Source organism: Pyxidicoccus sp. M15 (genome assembly GCF_056858435.1).
Genome location: NZ_CM166495.1, coordinates 7,807,958 through 7,822,843, shown reverse-complemented (window position 1 = coordinate 7,822,843; position 14,886 = coordinate 7,807,958). Strand labels below are relative to the sequence as shown.

The 14,886-nt window shown below is 67.3% G+C and carries 8 protein-coding genes; 5 read left to right on the top strand and 3 right to left on the bottom strand.

The annotated features are described in order from the left end of the window. Nucleotides 1-15 precede the first annotated feature (15 nt). The 4 genes from ACX9TP_RS28745 (at nt 16) to ACX9TP_RS28730 (ending at nt 7,140) form a co-directional block, all read left to right on the top strand. Entirely contained in the window at nt 16-2,367 is a 2,352-nt protein-coding gene (locus ACX9TP_RS28745) for an FdhF/YdeP family oxidoreductase (protein ID WP_482973829.1), read from the top strand. Nucleotides 2,368-2,573: 206 nt separating this feature from the next. Beyond that, nucleotides 2,574-3,614: a ParA family protein gene (locus ACX9TP_RS28740; RefSeq protein ID WP_482973828.1), complete on the top strand. Its 1,041-nt coding sequence runs from the start codon at nt 2,574-2,576 to the stop codon at nt 3,612-3,614. A gap of 5 nt (nt 3,615-3,619) precedes the next feature. Further along, nucleotides 3,620-4,480, top strand: coding sequence for an SIR2 family protein (locus tag ACX9TP_RS28735; protein ID WP_482973827.1), 861 nt, complete (start codon nt 3,620-3,622; stop codon nt 4,478-4,480). A 161-nt stretch (nt 4,481-4,641) separates the two neighbouring features. Next, nucleotides 4,642-7,140 (top strand): hypothetical protein, encoded by a 2,499-nt coding sequence (locus tag ACX9TP_RS28730; protein ID WP_482973826.1) that lies wholly within the window; start codon nt 4,642-4,644, stop codon nt 7,138-7,140. A 66-nt stretch (nt 7,141-7,206) separates the two neighbouring features. Here ACX9TP_RS28730 and ACX9TP_RS28725 read toward each other — a convergent pair whose 3' ends face one another. Beyond that, nucleotides 7,207-8,121: a peptidoglycan-binding protein gene (locus ACX9TP_RS28725; protein ID WP_482973825.1), complete on the bottom strand. Its 915-nt coding sequence runs from the start codon at nt 8,119-8,121 to the stop codon at nt 7,207-7,209. 113 nt (nt 8,122-8,234) lie between these two features. Continuing rightward, a complete protein-coding gene (locus tag ACX9TP_RS28720; protein ID WP_482973824.1) occupies nt 8,235-10,040 on the bottom strand; it encodes an SH3 domain-containing protein in 1,806 nt (601 codons plus the stop codon). Nucleotides 10,041-10,275: 235 nt separating this feature from the next. Here ACX9TP_RS28720 and ACX9TP_RS28715 point away from each other — a divergent pair, with 235 nt between their 5' ends. Next, nucleotides 10,276-11,004 carry a BON domain-containing protein gene (locus ACX9TP_RS28715; RefSeq protein WP_482973823.1) on the top strand — a complete coding sequence of 243 codons (729 nt, stop codon included), beginning with the start codon at nt 10,276-10,278 and terminating at the stop codon, nt 11,002-11,004. A gap of 141 nt (nt 11,005-11,145) precedes the next feature. On the opposite strand, the gene ileS is transcribed toward ACX9TP_RS28715, so the two are convergent. Then, complete coding sequence (gene ileS, locus ACX9TP_RS28710) at nt 11,146-14,880, bottom strand: isoleucine--tRNA ligase (RefSeq protein WP_482973822.1); 3,735 nt, start codon at nt 14,878-14,880, stop codon at nt 11,146-11,148. Between the last annotated feature and the right edge of the window lie 6 nt (nt 14,881-14,886).

Here is a 14,886-nt window from a genome sequence, read left to right as displayed (position 1 = left end):
CTGGGAGGGCGTGACATGGCCGACGGACATCGGAACGAGCAGGAGCCGCGAGAGGCCACGGGCGCGACACTCGCCCCCGTGCCGCCGAGCGCCCAGCCGCCCGAGGAGCCGCATCCTCCCCGCGTGGGCCCGATGTCCGAGGTGGCCGGCGGTATTCCCGCCGTGGTGTCCACGATGAAGCACGCCTGGGGCGAGATGGGCCCGGTGCGGGGCACGAAGCTGCTGCTCAAGGTGAACCAGCAGCACGGCTTCGACTGCCCGGGCTGCGCGTGGCCGGACCCGGCGCACCGCTCCGTGGCCGAGTTCTGTGAGAACGGCGCGAAGGCGGTGGCCGAGGAGGGGACGACGGCGCGCGTGACGCCGGGCTTCTTCCAGCAGTGGAGCGTGGCCGCGCTGTCCCAGCAGACGGACCACTGGCTGGGCAAGCAGGGACGCCTCACGCACCCCATGGTGCTGCGCGAGGGAGCCACGCACTACACGCCCATCTCCTGGGACGACGCCTTCGCGCTGGTGGCCGAGGAGCTGAACGCGCTCGGCACTCCGGATGCGGCGTGCTTCTACACGTCGGGGCGCACGAGCAACGAGGCCGCGTTCCTCTACCAGCTCTTCGTGCGGCAGTTCGGCACCAACAACCTGCCGGACTGCTCCAACATGTGCCACGAGTCCAGCGGCACGGCGCTCAACGAGACGGTGGGCATCGGCAAGGGCACCGTCACGCTGGAGGACTTCGACCAGGCCGACGCCATCTTCGTCATCGGCCAGAATCCGGGCACCAACCACCCGCGCATGCTGTCGTCGCTCCAGGCCGCCGCGCGCCGGGGCTGTGAAATCGTCAGCATCAATCCGCTGCCGGAGACAGGGCTCAACCGCTTCAAGCACCCGCAGGAGGTGCTGCACCTCTTCGGCCCCGGCACGGCGCTCAACACCCTGTTCCTCCAGGTGCGCATCAACGGCGACGTGGCCCTGTTGCAGGGACTGGGCAAGGCGCTGCTGGAGATGGAGGACGCGAAGCCGGGCACGGTGGTGGCGCGGGCGTTCATCGAGGAGAAGACGCTCGGGTTCGACGCGTGGGCGGCCGGGCTGCGCGCGGTGAAGTGGGAGGACGTGGTGGAGGGGAGCGGGGTGCCGCGCGAGCAGATTGTCGCGGCGGCGGAGGTCCTCGCGCGCTCGGAGCGCACCATCTACTGCTGGGCCATGGGGCTCACGCAGCACAAGAACGCGGTGGCCAACATCCAGGAGGTCGTCAACCTGGCGCTGCTGCGCGGGAGCATCGGCAGGCCCGGCGCGGGGCTGTGCCCGGTGCGAGGCCACAGCAACGTGCAGGGCGACCGCACCATGGGCATCTGGGAGCGGCCGAAGGCCGCGTTCCTCGACGCGCTGTCGCGGGAGTTCGGCTTCGAGCCCCCGCGCCACCATGGCATGGACACGGTGGACACCCTCCGCGCGATGCACGACGGGCGGGTGAAGGTGTTCTTCGCGCTGGGCGGCAACTTCCTCTCCGCGACACCGGACACGGAGTTCACCGCCGAGGCGCTGCGCCGCACGCGGCTCACCGTGCACGTGTCCACCAAGCTCAACCGCGCGCACCTGGTCCATGGGCGGCGGGCGCTCATCCTCCCGTGCCTGGGCCGCACCGAGCGCGACGTGCAGGCGGGTGGCGAGCAGTTCGTCACGGTGGAGAACTCCATGGGCGTCGTCACCGCGTCGCGCGGCGCGGTGGCCCCGGCGTCGGAGCACCTGCTCAGCGAGCCCGCCATCGTCGCGAGGCTGGCGGCGGCGGTGCTCGGGGGGCGCTCGGCGGTGCGGTGGTCGTGGCTGGCGGAGGACTATGACCGCGTGCGCGAGCTCATCTCCCGCGTCATCCCCGGCTTCGAGGACTTCAACCGGCGCGTGCGGGAGCCCGCGGGCTTCTCCCTGCCCAACGGCCCCCGCGAGGGACGGTTCACCACGGCGAGCGGCAAGGCGCACTTCACGGTGCATGCGTTGCCGAAGCTGGAGCTGTTGCCCGGGCAGTTGCTGATGATGACGATTCGCACCCACGACCAGTTCAACACCACGGTGTACGGACTGGATGACCGCTACCGGGGCATCCGCAACGGGCGGCGCGTGGTGCTGCTGCACCCGGCGGACATCAAGGAGCAGGGCCTGAAGGAAGGGCAGGTGGTGGACCTGACCAGTCACTTCCAGGGCGAGACGCGCGTGGCGCTGCGGTTCCGGGTGGTGCCGTACAACATTCCCCGCCGCTGTGCGGCCACGTACTTCCCGGAGGCCAACGTGCTGGTCCCCGTGGACAGCTTCGCGGAGAAGAGCCGCACGCCCACGTCGAAGTCGGTGGTCATCACCCTGTCCCTATGTGGGGATGGTTGAGGCAGGGGTAGTAACAGGAATCAAAGGCGGTATGCTTGCTGCGACAAAATGGAGTTCGGCTAACTCCACGACATGGGACTTGAGTTTAGGCTTATGCGGTACTCAGCGGCAAACTAGCTGACACGCTAATTAGAAGGCGTCAATCAGCTCAGAAACGAGTTCAGAGTTCCGGGGTCAGGTGCTTTTCTTACCCGTGGAGAGCTTCAATGAAGGTTGTGAGTTTTTTCAACAACAAGGGCGGAGTTGGGAAGACAACCCTGATATGCAACGTCGCAGCCAACTTTGCCAAGCACCTTGGGCTACGGGTATTGCTGGTTGATTGTGACCCGCAGTGCAATGCCACGCTGTTGGTGCTAGGAGAGGATCAGGTAGCATCGCTTTATTGGTCGGACTTGACGAATAACAAGACCGCTAATCCTGACACCATTTTCGATGCCGTTGAGCCAATCGAGGAGGGTGATCCAGGAGTGAACACGAACATCACCCCTATCAAGGGGGAGGACAATCGATTCGGCTTCGACATAATCCCGGGGCATCCTCGGCTTTCGATTATTGAGGATCGCCTTAGCCAAGCATGGAGGGATACGGTTGGCGGAGACGTTGGAGGGCTGCGCAAGACGAACTGGTGCTTCACATTGATGGCAGCCTTCAAGGAGGACTACGACTACATCTTCCTTGATCTAGGCCCCAGCCTTGGCGCGGTAAACAGAACAGCACTTCTTGGCTCCGACTTCTTTGTTGCCCCGATGGGGGCGGATATCTTTAGCATTGTCGGAATTAAGAATATCGCCGATTGGCTCAAGGATTGGTTGGAAGTCTATAAGGGAGGGGTTGCGAGCTGCAGACGAAGCACCCCGGCGGCGTTTAACAAATACGAACTCTGTGAGGATCCGTCAGTGGCTCACGGCTTCGCCGGCTATACCATCCAATCATACATTGCGAAGTATTCGAAGGGGATTCGGCGGCCAACAAAGGCATACGAGCGAATAATTGACAGCTTTCCGGATGTGATTAGGGAGAATCTGAGGCCGTTCTATGCGCCGGGAGTCACCACAAAGAGCGCCAACCTTGGCGAAGTGCCAAATATGTACAGTTTGGTGCCACTGGCCCAGAGTGTCAGTGCTCCGATTATGGAACTTAAGGCCGGGGACGGATTGGTGGGCTCTCACTTCCAGCAGGCTGGAAAGTATGCTGAGATCCTCCAGTCTGTATCCGAGACTCTGCTCAACAATCTGACCAAGGAGTAAGTGCAATGTCTCTTTGGTCTAGTTCGCTAGTTCCTGAGTTGGCTCAACGTAGATGCATTGTTTTCCTAGGAGCCGGCGCATCCGCAGCCTGCAAGGATCCTGCAGGAAAAAGTCCACCCGACTGGCCAACCTTCCTTAACGATTCCCTTCAATTCGTCAAAACCGCTTCCGACAAAGCAGTGGCTGACGATTTGGTGAAGCGCAAAGAGTACCTTGATGCTGCGGAGGTGATTTTCAGCAACGTCGACCCACCGGAAGCTCGCACATACTTCCGCGACAAATTCATGCTGCCAAACTATCAACCATCTCCGATTCATGAGCTTGTCCTTGAGATGGATCCAAAAATTGTCATAACCACGAACTACGATCAGATATACGACAAGTTCTGCCAAAAAGGCGGCGCCCAAAGCGGGTATAGCATTGTCAGATATCATGACGACAACGTGCTTGAGGAAATTCGATCGACGGCGCGACTTGTCATCAAAGCACATGGGTGCGTAACCCAGCCTATCCAGATCGTTCTATCTCGGTCCCAGTACTTTCAGGCCAGAAAGGAACATCCGGGCTTTTACTCTGTGCTTGATAGTCTGTTCTTGACGAATACAATTCTGTTTATCGGGTGCGGACTGAGAGACCCAGACATTCAGATGGTTCTGGAGAATGTAAACATCGCCGTTCCGTGTGCCCATTCCCACTATGCGCTCATGCCTGCCGGAAGTCCGCCAGCGCTCTCGGCTGCCATTCAGAGGGCTCACAATATTCGTATTGTTGAGTATGACAATGCAACGGGAGACCACTCGAAGGCTGTCGATGCCCTGAAAGAATTGCGTGATGCGGTGATATCCTATCGGGCAACCTATCCATAGCGCAAGGCAGTCGAAACGATCAGGCTTTAGAATTGGAAAGAGAGCATGGGAGATGCGGACGCTTCCTCTTTTTTTGCTGATACCGGTGCGTAGGTGTTTGGACGGCTGTGGTGCCCGGTATTAACCAATGGCCGGATTCGCTCCGGCCGCTCTACGAAAGGGTGACGGGAACTCCGGCCTCGGAGGCCCTGGGCGCGTCCGCGCAGTGGCGTGAGTCCTTCGCGTTGTGGGTGCGCGGGGCCTCGCTGGAGGAGCGCACCCTGGCCGGGTCCGCCGCCTGGGCGTGGCTGGATGCCGGTGAGCGGACGCCCGCGGAGTTGCTGTTCCTGCTGTCGTCGTGCGGTGAACTGCTGTGGCCCTATGAGGCCCCACCGTCCGGCCTGCTACCCCGCTTGCGGCGGCGGCAGGAGTCGATGCTGGGGGCGTTGCAGGAGGCGGGAGATTCCGAGGGCGCAACGCGGGTGCGGAAGGAGACGGATGCCATCGTTTCCACCGTGCTCACGCGCTACCTGAAGCGGCATCCGGAGTCGCTGCTGTCGCTGGTCGGTGACACGCCGTGCACGTTCGACGGGCGGGCGCTGCGTTTCGAGCAGTCGGTGGAGGTGGACCTCAAGCAGGTGCTTGGGTCGGGTGCGAAGTCGATTGGCCTGCTGGAGCAATTGCGGGCGCTGCTGCCCACGACGCCCGAGGAGGGCCGGACGCGACTGGCGGAGTTCATCCGCACGCGGGCCGCCCGCATTCCGTGGCGCGAGGCCTCGGACGTGCTGGCCGAGCGCCTGTTCTCCCTGGCCACGTCACCCGAGGGCCGCAGCGGAATGGGCGGCTTCCTGGCGTGCTACCCGAGTGGGCGCAGGGAGCCGGACTGGTGCGCGCGCGCGGGGCTGCTGCTGTCGCGGACGCTGGAGGTCGGCGGGCCGCCGGAGGTGGTGGAGAACCTCTGCGAGCTGCTGGCACGCTTCGATGCGCCGCCGGTGGATGGCCTGCGCGGAGCCCTGGGCGCGCTGGTGGGCGGAGACTTCGAGTCCGCGGCGAACCTGGAGCCCGTGCGCTTCGTGCTCGACCACTGCCACGCCACGCTGCGCAAGGGTGAGCCCGGCCTGGTGCTGGCGCTGCTGTGGTTGGAGGAACGGTTGTTCCGCGCGGCGGTGCGCCGAGGGCTGCCGGATGCCTTCGAGCGCCGGAGCCGCGTGCGCGTGAAGCTGAAGCCGTGGGCCTCGGAGTTCGACCACCTGGGCTGGCTGGCGGAGGAGTGCGCGGAGCTGTGGCCTCGCTTCGGCGCGGGCGGTGTGCGGCCCGGAATGGATGAGCTGGCGGCGTGGCGGCAGGAGGTGGCCGCGCGCATGGGCCGCAAGCCGGTGCTGCGCAAGGCGGCGATTGAGTTCTTCCTGTGGTGCGCGCCGGATGCGGCGTCGTCCGAGGCGGAGCTCACGGTGCTGGCGCTGGTGCGCACGGAGACGGACCGGCGGCTGGTGCGGAAGCTGAAGGAGCATCCGTCGGCTCGCGTGCGGTTCCGCGTGCGCACGTTGCAGGCGTGGTTGCAGGGGAGCGGGAAGGGTGGGGCGGCGCCTTCCGCGGAGTCCTCGGGAGGCTCTGGGCCGGCCACGCTGACGGAGGCGCTGCGGCATCTGCATGTCACGCGAGCCGTGCCGCTCGGTGGGCGGACGTGGCTGCGCGACAGGGATTTGGAGGAGCTGTTGTTCGGGGCCGTGTCGCGGGTGGAAGCGGAGTTCGCCTCGCGCTACCCGGAGCGGTTCCGTGAGGACACGGAGGAGCTGGTCGCTGGCTTGCTGGAGGGGCTGCGCGTCGAGCTGGAGCGCGTGAAGGCGGACCTGTCCGCGATGTTGGCCCAGGGGCAGCCAGCTCCGCTGGAGCTGGGATTCACGGTGCGGCGGATACGGCAGGCACCGGATGGGGAAGTGGTAGCCATTGAGGACGCCGTTCCTCCGTCCCTCGCGGAGGCGGACGCTGGGGCTGTTGTCCCGAGCGTGCCGGAGTTGGAGGTCCCTCCCATCACGGTTTCGGACCTGGCAACAGCTCCCGCGACGACGCTGGATGCCGCCGTCCCAGCCGTAGTCGGCGGCGAAGGGGCGGCCGCCTCCGTCGGTGCCATGACGTCACCTCAAAGCGAGCACGTCGAGGTGAAGACGCCTGCCATTGCAGCGCCGCGTGGAGCGGTCCGAGCTGCGTGGGAGGCGACGCCGCCCTCCGTGCCGCGCCCGCCGGGCGTGGAAGTGGCCTTCATTCTCAAGGTGAACGTGGACGGCTTCATCCGTACGGAGCGGGTGGCCTTCGTGCAGGTGGTGAAGCTGGAGCAGCGAGGGGAAGGGCAGTGGCTGCCAGCGTTCCGGCTCGGGCGCGAGCACCTGGACGCGCTGTTGCTGCGGACCGATGCGGCGTTCTGCCTGTTCCTGACGCCTCCGTTTCCCCGGGCAGAATGCTGGATGGTGCCGGCACGGCTGGCGCGTGGCTTGACGGAGTCACACCGCTCCCTGTCCGGCGTCCCACGCGACGGTGTTCAGCGGGTGGCCCGTTCGTTGTCGCAGTGGTTGGTGGGCGAGCTGCTGGGACTGTGGTCAGGCGATGAGCGTCCCGAAGTTCTGGCCAGGGCCAGGGCGGAGCAGGGGGGCCCGGACTTCGCCGTGGAATGGGTCCTCGGCTGAGCCGCCCGGACAAGACCAACCAGGACTGCCTTGTCTCGGCGCAGCCCTGGTCCTATCTCCCACGGCTCAGCGGCGGAACTCCCAGTGCCACGGCTCGGAAGGCACGGTGCGCGCGAAGCCGTACTTGCTCGCGTTCGCCGCCAGCCAGCGGTACGTGGAGGTGCCGGTGCCGCCCACGTTGATGTCCACCGCGATGCCGCCCTGGTGGTTGGAGTAGCCAGGCTTCGCCGCGAGGTTGCCCGTGCCGTTCTGGTACGCGCGGTACAGCGCCTGCTGCTCCGCCATGGTGCGGAAGCCGCTGTTCACCTTCAGGGTGATTCCCGCGGCCTTCGCATCCGCATACATGCGGTTGTACGCGGCCGCCGCATCCGAGCGCATCACCTTCCCGTTGGGAATGGAGGCGACGGTGATGTTCCGGGGCGTGCCATTCACATAGCCCGTGACGACCTTGCCGCCACCGCCCGGGCCCTGCGTCACGGGGCCCGACACCTTGATGCCCAGCTTGTCCCACGTCTTCGGGCCCACGACGCCGTCGGCCGTCAGGCCCTTCGCCCGCTGGAACGCCTTCACCGCGGACTCCGTCTTGGGACCGAAGGAGCCGTCTGCCGTGCCCGCATTGAAGCCCAGTGCATTGAGGCGCTTCTGCAGCGCGCGCACCGGCTCGCCCCTCGCGCCCTCGCGCAGCGTGGGGCCGGAGCCACCGGAGGACGCGGGCGGCTTGTTGAGCGCCGCCCACGTCTTCGGTCCCACGACGCCGTCAGCAGTGAGCCCACGGGCCCGCTGGAAGGACTTCACCGCGGCCTCCGTCTTCGGACCGAACGAGCCGTCCGCGGCGCCGGGGTTGAAGCCCGCGGCCTTCAGCTTGTTCTGCAGCGTCACCACGGAGGCGCCCTTCGAGCCCTCACGGAGCGTGGGCGGAGCAGCGAGGGCCGCCGTCTGGCGGAGCGCGGTGGCGGAGGAGGCTCGGGCAATGGCGACCATGGGGGGCTGGTCCTTTCCCTGGAAAATGAGAGAACGCCCCTATTCTCTGAGACTCCACAGAAAAGTTTCCCGCGCTGCGTCAGAAAAGCGCGGAATCCATGGTGTGGCTCCCGTCACTCCGCGGGCGGCGGGGTGGCGACGAGCAGGGCGTAGGCGCTGTTGGTCCACTCCGTATTGTCGGCGTTGATGCCCCCGGTCTTGCTCCACGAGGCCTTGAACTCGTCCCAGGAATAGGCCTCCTCACGGTTCTCGAACGGGTTGTAGACGCGCACCATCCAGTCTCCGTTGGCGGTCTGCTCCACCGCGAGGACGTCCACCCAGTGCGGCACCCGCTTCTTGTCGTTGGCCTTCTTGGCCGCGGCCATCTCGTCTGGGGGAAGGTCCGTGGGCGTCCGGGTGCCGTCATAGACGCGCAGCATGCCGTCCCCGCTCCGGGTGGTGTGGATGGTCACCAACACGAGGAGCTTCTTGCCATCGGCAAGGAGCTTCGCCAGGTCCTCGGGGGGCTGCTGGCCCGGGATGTATTCCGTTGACCAGCCGCCCGTGTACATCTGTTGCAACTGGGCGTTGTTGGTCGCCCCGCTGCCTCGGAGCACGTCTTCACCGCCCTCCACCAGGTCCTTGAAGGTGGTGAGCGCTTCCTCGGGCGACATTCCGAGAGAAGCCCCCGCGGCCAGCGGACCGCACAGGTTGGTGTGAATGGGCTGCCAGTCCTCGCCGAAGACCTTCTGCATGTTGAAGTACTGCGCGGCGAACTCCGGAGCCTCGTTCGCTGCGAGCGCGAGCCACTCGCCCACCTTGCCCCAGCCCGTGTCGCTCCCCACGCCGAGGAACGGATGCTCCATGCGCACTCCGCCGTCAGGCACACCGTCGGGGTTGAAGAGCAGCTCCGTCTGCTCGCGCACGGCCGCCTGCCATTGCTGCTGAAACACGGTCTGCCTGGCATCCACCGGCATGTGGCTCCACGACTGCCTGTCGATGAAGGGCGGCGGCGGGGCATTGACGTCGAACTCCGGCTGCGGCCAGGCCTTTGCCACGGCCTTCTCCCGCTCGGCCTGGATGTAGTCCTTCTGGCCTTGCGCTCCCAGGTCGTTCCAGGTGCTGGCGCTCATGCCGGGCGGCTGGGTGCCCTGCACCAGCCACTCGGAGAAGCGCGGGGGCGCGGGCGGCGGCGGCGGCGGAGGGGGCGGTGGCGGCGCTTCGGTCCTCGCCAGGTTGTGCTTGTACACCACGCCCTGGGTTCCATCCTCCAGCTGCACATTCAGCCAGTCGCTGTCTTCGTTCGGGCCAAGGACCTGCATCTTGGTCCCCTTCGGCAGCAAGGTCTGGATGGTCCCGTCGTCTTCGTAGGAGGGCTCGCTCCGGAGGTTGGTTCCCTTCTCCACGGACACGGCCATCCAGAGGGGCTCCTCGTCCGCCACCTTCCGGTTGGCCACGCCGGACAGCCCCAGCTGCCCGATGAGCGCGTCGCGCTTCTCTCCCGGAGGCGTGGAGAGCACCTGCTTCACCTGGGCGGCAGGCACCGTCACGGGCTGGCCGTAACGCGGGTGCAGCGCCTGCCACTGGCCCAGCGTCTCGTACCGCACCTCCGGGTGGTTGGGGTCCACCACGGAGCCATCCGGCCTGCGCACGAGCGCGTGGCCGACGCCGTCCTTCGAGTCGCTCATCAGGATGATGGAGTCCCCGGGCCGGGCCAGCCCCACCGCCTTCTCCAGACAGTTGGCGCGGCCGTCGCCCAGCTGCTCCGTGCGCAGGGTGCTGGCCACCGTGAGGTTCGGCGGCTTCGCGCCTTCGAACGTGCTCACGTTCTTCCCAGGCACCTCCGCCGGCTTCGGGGGCGGCGGCGGCGCGGCCGGGGCGGGCGTGGGCTCGCGGCGGGCGGACTGGAGCGGCGGCGGGGAGCGGAAGAACTGGATCATTGCAGGCGACCTCGGAGCGGAAACTTTCCATCCAGTTGTCGCAGGGAGTCCGAAGCGGGGTGAATTAAACCGAGTTAAATCAGCGCCTCCCGTGAAGCCGCCGGGTGCGCTTCGGGCCCGTCCACGCTGACCGAGGCCCCGGTCGCCTGTCGGCGCCATCCTCCTCTGGAGGTCGTCGCTACCTTTGGCGCGAGGGCCCGCGGACGGTGGGCCCTCCGACCTCAGGAGGTGGAGAGTGGCCACGCCCGAAGAGCTCACCCGGACGGTTCACGACGCACTGAGCGGCGAGCCGCGCATCGACCTGCGGCGTCACCCCATCCGCCTCGGAATCGAGTGGGGTGACCTCCTCATGGAGGGCGAGGTCGAGGACGTGGCCGCGAAGAAGCTGGCCCTCGAGCGGGCGGCCGCCGTGCCGGGTGTGGACCGCATCATCGACAAGCTCCGCGTGAGGCCGGCCCGGCCGATGACGGATGGCGAGGTGCGCCAGCATGCCTGCGATGCGCTGCTCGGGGAGTCAGCGCTCCGGCACATCGGCGTGCGCAGCCGGGATGGTACGGAGGTGCGCGAGCTGCGCGCCCCGGTGCAGGGCTCTCGGGGCGGCGCCTTCGAGGTCCGGGTGGAGGACGGGGTGGTGACGCTCGACGGTGATGTGGGCGGGCTGGGAGCCAAGCGGCTGGCCGAGGTGCTCGTGTGGTGGATTCCCGGGGTGCGGGACGTGGTGAACGGCCTCGGCGTGGAACCGCGCGAGCAGGACAACGATGGTGAGATGGCCGAGGCGGTGCGAATTGCCCTGGAGAAGGACCCCTGCGTGGACGCGGGGAACATCCAGGTGGCCACGCGGAGCAGCGTCGTGACGCTGACGGGCGTGGTGCCGAGCCCGGAGCAGCGGCACATGGCTGAGATGGACGCCTGGTACGTCTGGGGTGTGGACCGCGTGGTCAACCAGCTCCGGGTGGTGCACTGACGCTCCGGCGCGGGGCGAACGGTGCGGAGTGCCGTCATCCGGAGCGTGGAAGCTCCGCCCCCGCGCAGGTCGCGGCCGTCGTGACGGCCTGGTCAGGAGCGGCCCGACAGCGTCGGGCCGCTCACCCTCGGGGCGCGGACCTCAGCCCCGCTCCACGCGGATGCGCGCGGGGAGGCCGTTGAGGCTGACCTCCTCCTCGTTACCGGCGAGGCCTTCGGGGCCGACGTGGATTTCAGCGGCCAGCGTCTCGCGGGAGATGAGCTCACGGGCCTCGTCCGTCACCCGCTTCACGCGGGCATCGCCGTCCACCCACACCCGGATACGGTCCGAGTAGCCGAGCTCCATGTCCTTGCGCGCGCCCTGCACACGGGCCAGCAGCTCGCGCACGAGGCCCTCGTCCACCAGCGCCTCCGTCAGCTCGGTGGCCAGCACCACCACGCCCACGCCCGCGCCCGCCGCCGCGTAGCCGGGCGTGGCCTCCACCAGCGTCTCCAGCTCCTCCGCCGGAAACACCATGTCCTCGCCGGCCACGTTCATCGCCACCCGGCCTGTCCGGAGCAGCTCGTTGTGCAGCGCGCTCCCATCCCCCGTATCGAACGCCTTGCGCACCGGCGCCAGCTTGGGCCCGAGCCGGCTGCCCACCGCGCGCAGGTTGGGCCGCACGCGGAAGCGCACCACGTCCGCCTCCTTGCTGCCCGGCTCCAGGAAGCGCACCTCGTGCACGTTCAGCTCGTCCGCGATGAGGTCGCGGTACACCGCCACGCGCTCCGTCAACTCCTTGCGCGCGAGGATGACGTCCGCGCGCGACAGCGGCTGGCGCACCTTCAGCTTGTTGTCCGTGCGCACCTTCAGGCCCAGCGACACCAATTCGCGCACCGCGCCCATCTCCGCCGCCAGCCCCTCGTCCATCAGGCTCGCGTCCACTTCCGGGAAGCGCGCGAGGTGCACGCTCTCCGGCTGGGACACCGGCCAGGGCTTGCGCACCAGGTTGCCCCACAGCTCATCCGCGAAGAAGGGGATGAAGGGGGCGGACAGCGCGGCGATGGTGGTGAGCGCCTCGTACAGCGTGAAGTACGCGTCCCGCTTGTCCTGCTCGAAGCCGGGCGCCCAGTAGCGAGGGCGGCCGCGGCGCACGTACCAGTTGGAGAGCGCATCTACCAGCGCCACCAGCCGCTGGGCGGCGTCGTAGACCTGGTAGGTGTCCAGGGACTTGGAGACCTCGCGGAGGGTGAACTGCACCTCCGAGAGAATCCACCGGTCCAGCACCGAGCGCTCCTTCACCTCGCGCCAGCCCTGGCTCTTGCGCACCGCCAGCCACGGCGCCTCCGTGGCGTCCGCGTTGCCCGCCGCCGGGTTGAAGCCGTCGATGTTCGCGTAGATGGTGAAGAACGAGTAGACGTTGCGCAGCTTGACCTGGAAGTCCTTCTGCAACAGCCGCACGTTGGCCAGCGAGTGGCGCGTGTTGGACCACGACGGGCTCGCCGCGAAGAAGAACCAGCGGAACGCGTCCGCGCCGGGTGCGCGGGTGGAAGGGTCCTTCAGCACCACGCGCTCGGAGGGCGCCAGCCGGGGCACCTCCACCGGCATGACGTCCGCTCCGCGCTTGGAGGGCGCCACGCCGAGCGCCTGCAGCTCAGCGGGGGCGAGCAGCGCGACGCGGCGCTTGAGCTTCTTGTGCACCTTCAGCGTGACGGTGACGGCGGTGTCCGGCCGGTCTGGACGGAAGAGCTGCACCTTCGCACCCTCCAGCAGGTCCAGCCCCTCCAGGTCCTCGCGGGCGATGAGCGCCACGCCGGCCTCGCCGGGCATGCCGGCCTCCGCGGCGGTCAGCACCGCGAAATCCATGCGCACCTCGTCGAGGATGATCTCCGGCGGGGTGTAGTTGCCCTTGGACTTGGACTCCTTCTTGCCGTCCTTGTCCGAGACGTGCCCGAGCACGATGCAGTTCTTGTACGGGTGCGGCCAGCCGCGTGGCGGCGTGAGGCCCATGCGGGCTTGCGTCTCCTCGTCGAAGACGAGCGTGCTCACCATCAGCAGCGAGTAGAACCAGCCGCGCGTCTGGTCGATGGCCTCGGAGATGAAGTCCGCGGGGAAGGTGCGGTTGAAGACCTCGCGCGAGCCCGGCGCATGCGGGAAGCCCCACTGCGCGAAGGGCATGCAGCCCGAGTCGAACCACACGTCCACCACCTCGGGCACGCGTGCGAAGCGTCCCGAGCTGCCGGGCTTCTGGTACGTCACCTTGTCGATCCACGGCTTGTGGACGATGAGGTGCTCGGCGTTGGCCTCGTGCGGCTTGCCGGCGAGGAAGGCCGCCAGCTCCGCCTCCACCGCGGCCAGGTTGCTGCCCGGCTTCTCGCGCAGGGCCTGGAGCGAGGGGACGGCCTCCACCTCGCCCGTCTCCGAGTGAATCCACAGGGGCAGCGCCGTGCCCCAGTAGCGCTCGCGCGACAGGGCCCAGTCCACGTTGTTGGCGAGGAAGTCGCCGAAGCGGCCTTCCTTGATGTGCTCGGGCACCCAGTTGACGGCGCGGTTGTTGGCGATGGCCTGGTCCTTCACCGAGGTGGTGCGGATGTACCAGGCGGGCCGGGCGTACTGGATGAGCGGGTCGTTGTCCGCGCGCCAGCAGAAAGGGTACTCGTGCTTGTACTGCTCGGCGACGAGCAGCAGGCCGCGCTCCTTGAGGTTGCGCTGGATGTCCTTGTCCGCGTCCTTCACGAAGCGGCCGGCGACGAGGGGAACTTCGTCGACGAAGGTGCCGTCCGGCTTCACCGCGCAGAAGATTTCGAGCGCGTCCGGGTTGGCGAAGCGCGGCCTGTCCTTGCGGAACGTCTCGTAGTCGTCCTCACCGAAGGCCGGCGCGGTGTGGACGATGCCCGTGCCGCTGTCGAGTGTGACGTAGTCCGCGCCCACCACGCGCCAGGCCTGCGCGTCCGTGCCGCCGGCCTTGAGCGGCAGCTCCACGTCCGAGGCGCGCTTGAAGTAGGTGTCGAAGGGTGGGGTGTAGCGCTTGCCCACCAGTGCGCTGCCCTTCTGCGTGGCCAGCACGGGCAGGTCCTTCTTGAGCTTCTTGGCCAGCTCCTCGCGCAGCGCGGCGGCGAGGATGAGCTTGCGGTCGCCTGTGTCCACGGTGACGTAGTCCACGGACGGGTTGACGGCCGCGTACATGTTGGACGGCAGCGTCCAGGGGGTGGTGGTCCAGATGAGGAGCGCGGTGTCCGGCGTGTCGCGCAGCGGGAAGGCGACGTAGACGCTGGGGTCGTCCACCGTCTTGTAGCCGAGGCCCACCTCGGCGGCGCTCAGCGCGGTGCCGCCCTGGGGCCACCACCACACCACCTTGTGGCCCTGGTAGAGCAGGCCCTTGCGGAACAGCTCGGCGAGGGCCCACCAGACGCTCTCCACGAAGCTGCGGTGGTAGGTGACATAGGCCGTCTTGAGGTCGACCCAGAAGCCGATGCGCTCGGTGAGGCGCTCCCACTCGGTGGTGTAGCGGAAGACGGACTCGATGCAGCGCTCGGTGAAGGGCTCCACGCCGTAGCGCTCGATTTCCGCCTTGCCGTGGATGCGGAGCTCCTTCTCGACTTCCACCTCCACGGGCAGGCCGTGGGTGTCCCAGCCGGCCTTGCGGGGGACGTAGTGCCCGCGCATCGTCTGATAGCGGGGGAACAGGTCCTTGATGACGCGGGTGAGGACGTGGCCGTTGTGGGGCAGGCCGTTGGCGGTGGGCGGCCCCTCGTAGAAGACGAAGCTGGGGGCGCCCTCGCGGCCCTCGAGCGTGCGCTCGAAGATGCGGCGCTCCTTCCAGAAGGACAGGATGCGGCGCTCGTCGGCGGGGAAGTCGAGTTCGGTGGAGACCGTGGAGAACAGGGGCTGAGCCATGGCGCG

Bases quoted from the DNA above. Each gene is read 5' to 3' on its own strand.
- ACX9TP_RS28745 (WP_482973829.1), top strand. From the start codon at position 16: ATGGCCGACGGACATCGGAACGAGCAGGAGCCGCGAGAGGCCACGGGC.
- ACX9TP_RS28740 (WP_482973828.1), top strand. From the start codon at position 2,574: ATGAAGGTTGTGAGTTTTTTCAACAACAAGGGCGGAGTTGGGAAGACA.
- ACX9TP_RS28735 (WP_482973827.1), top strand. From the start codon at position 3,620: ATGTCTCTTTGGTCTAGTTCGCTAGTTCCTGAGTTGGCTCAACGTAGA.
- ACX9TP_RS28725 (WP_482973825.1), bottom strand. From the start codon at position 8,121: ATGGTCGCCATTGCCCGAGCCTCCTCCGCCACCGCGCTCCGCCAGACG.
- ACX9TP_RS28720 (WP_482973824.1), bottom strand. From the start codon at position 10,040: ATGATCCAGTTCTTCCGCTCCCCGCCGCCGCTCCAGTCCGCCCGCCGC.
- ileS (WP_482973822.1), bottom strand. From the start codon at position 14,880: ATGGCTCAGCCCCTGTTCTCCACGGTCTCCACCGAACTCGACTTCCCC.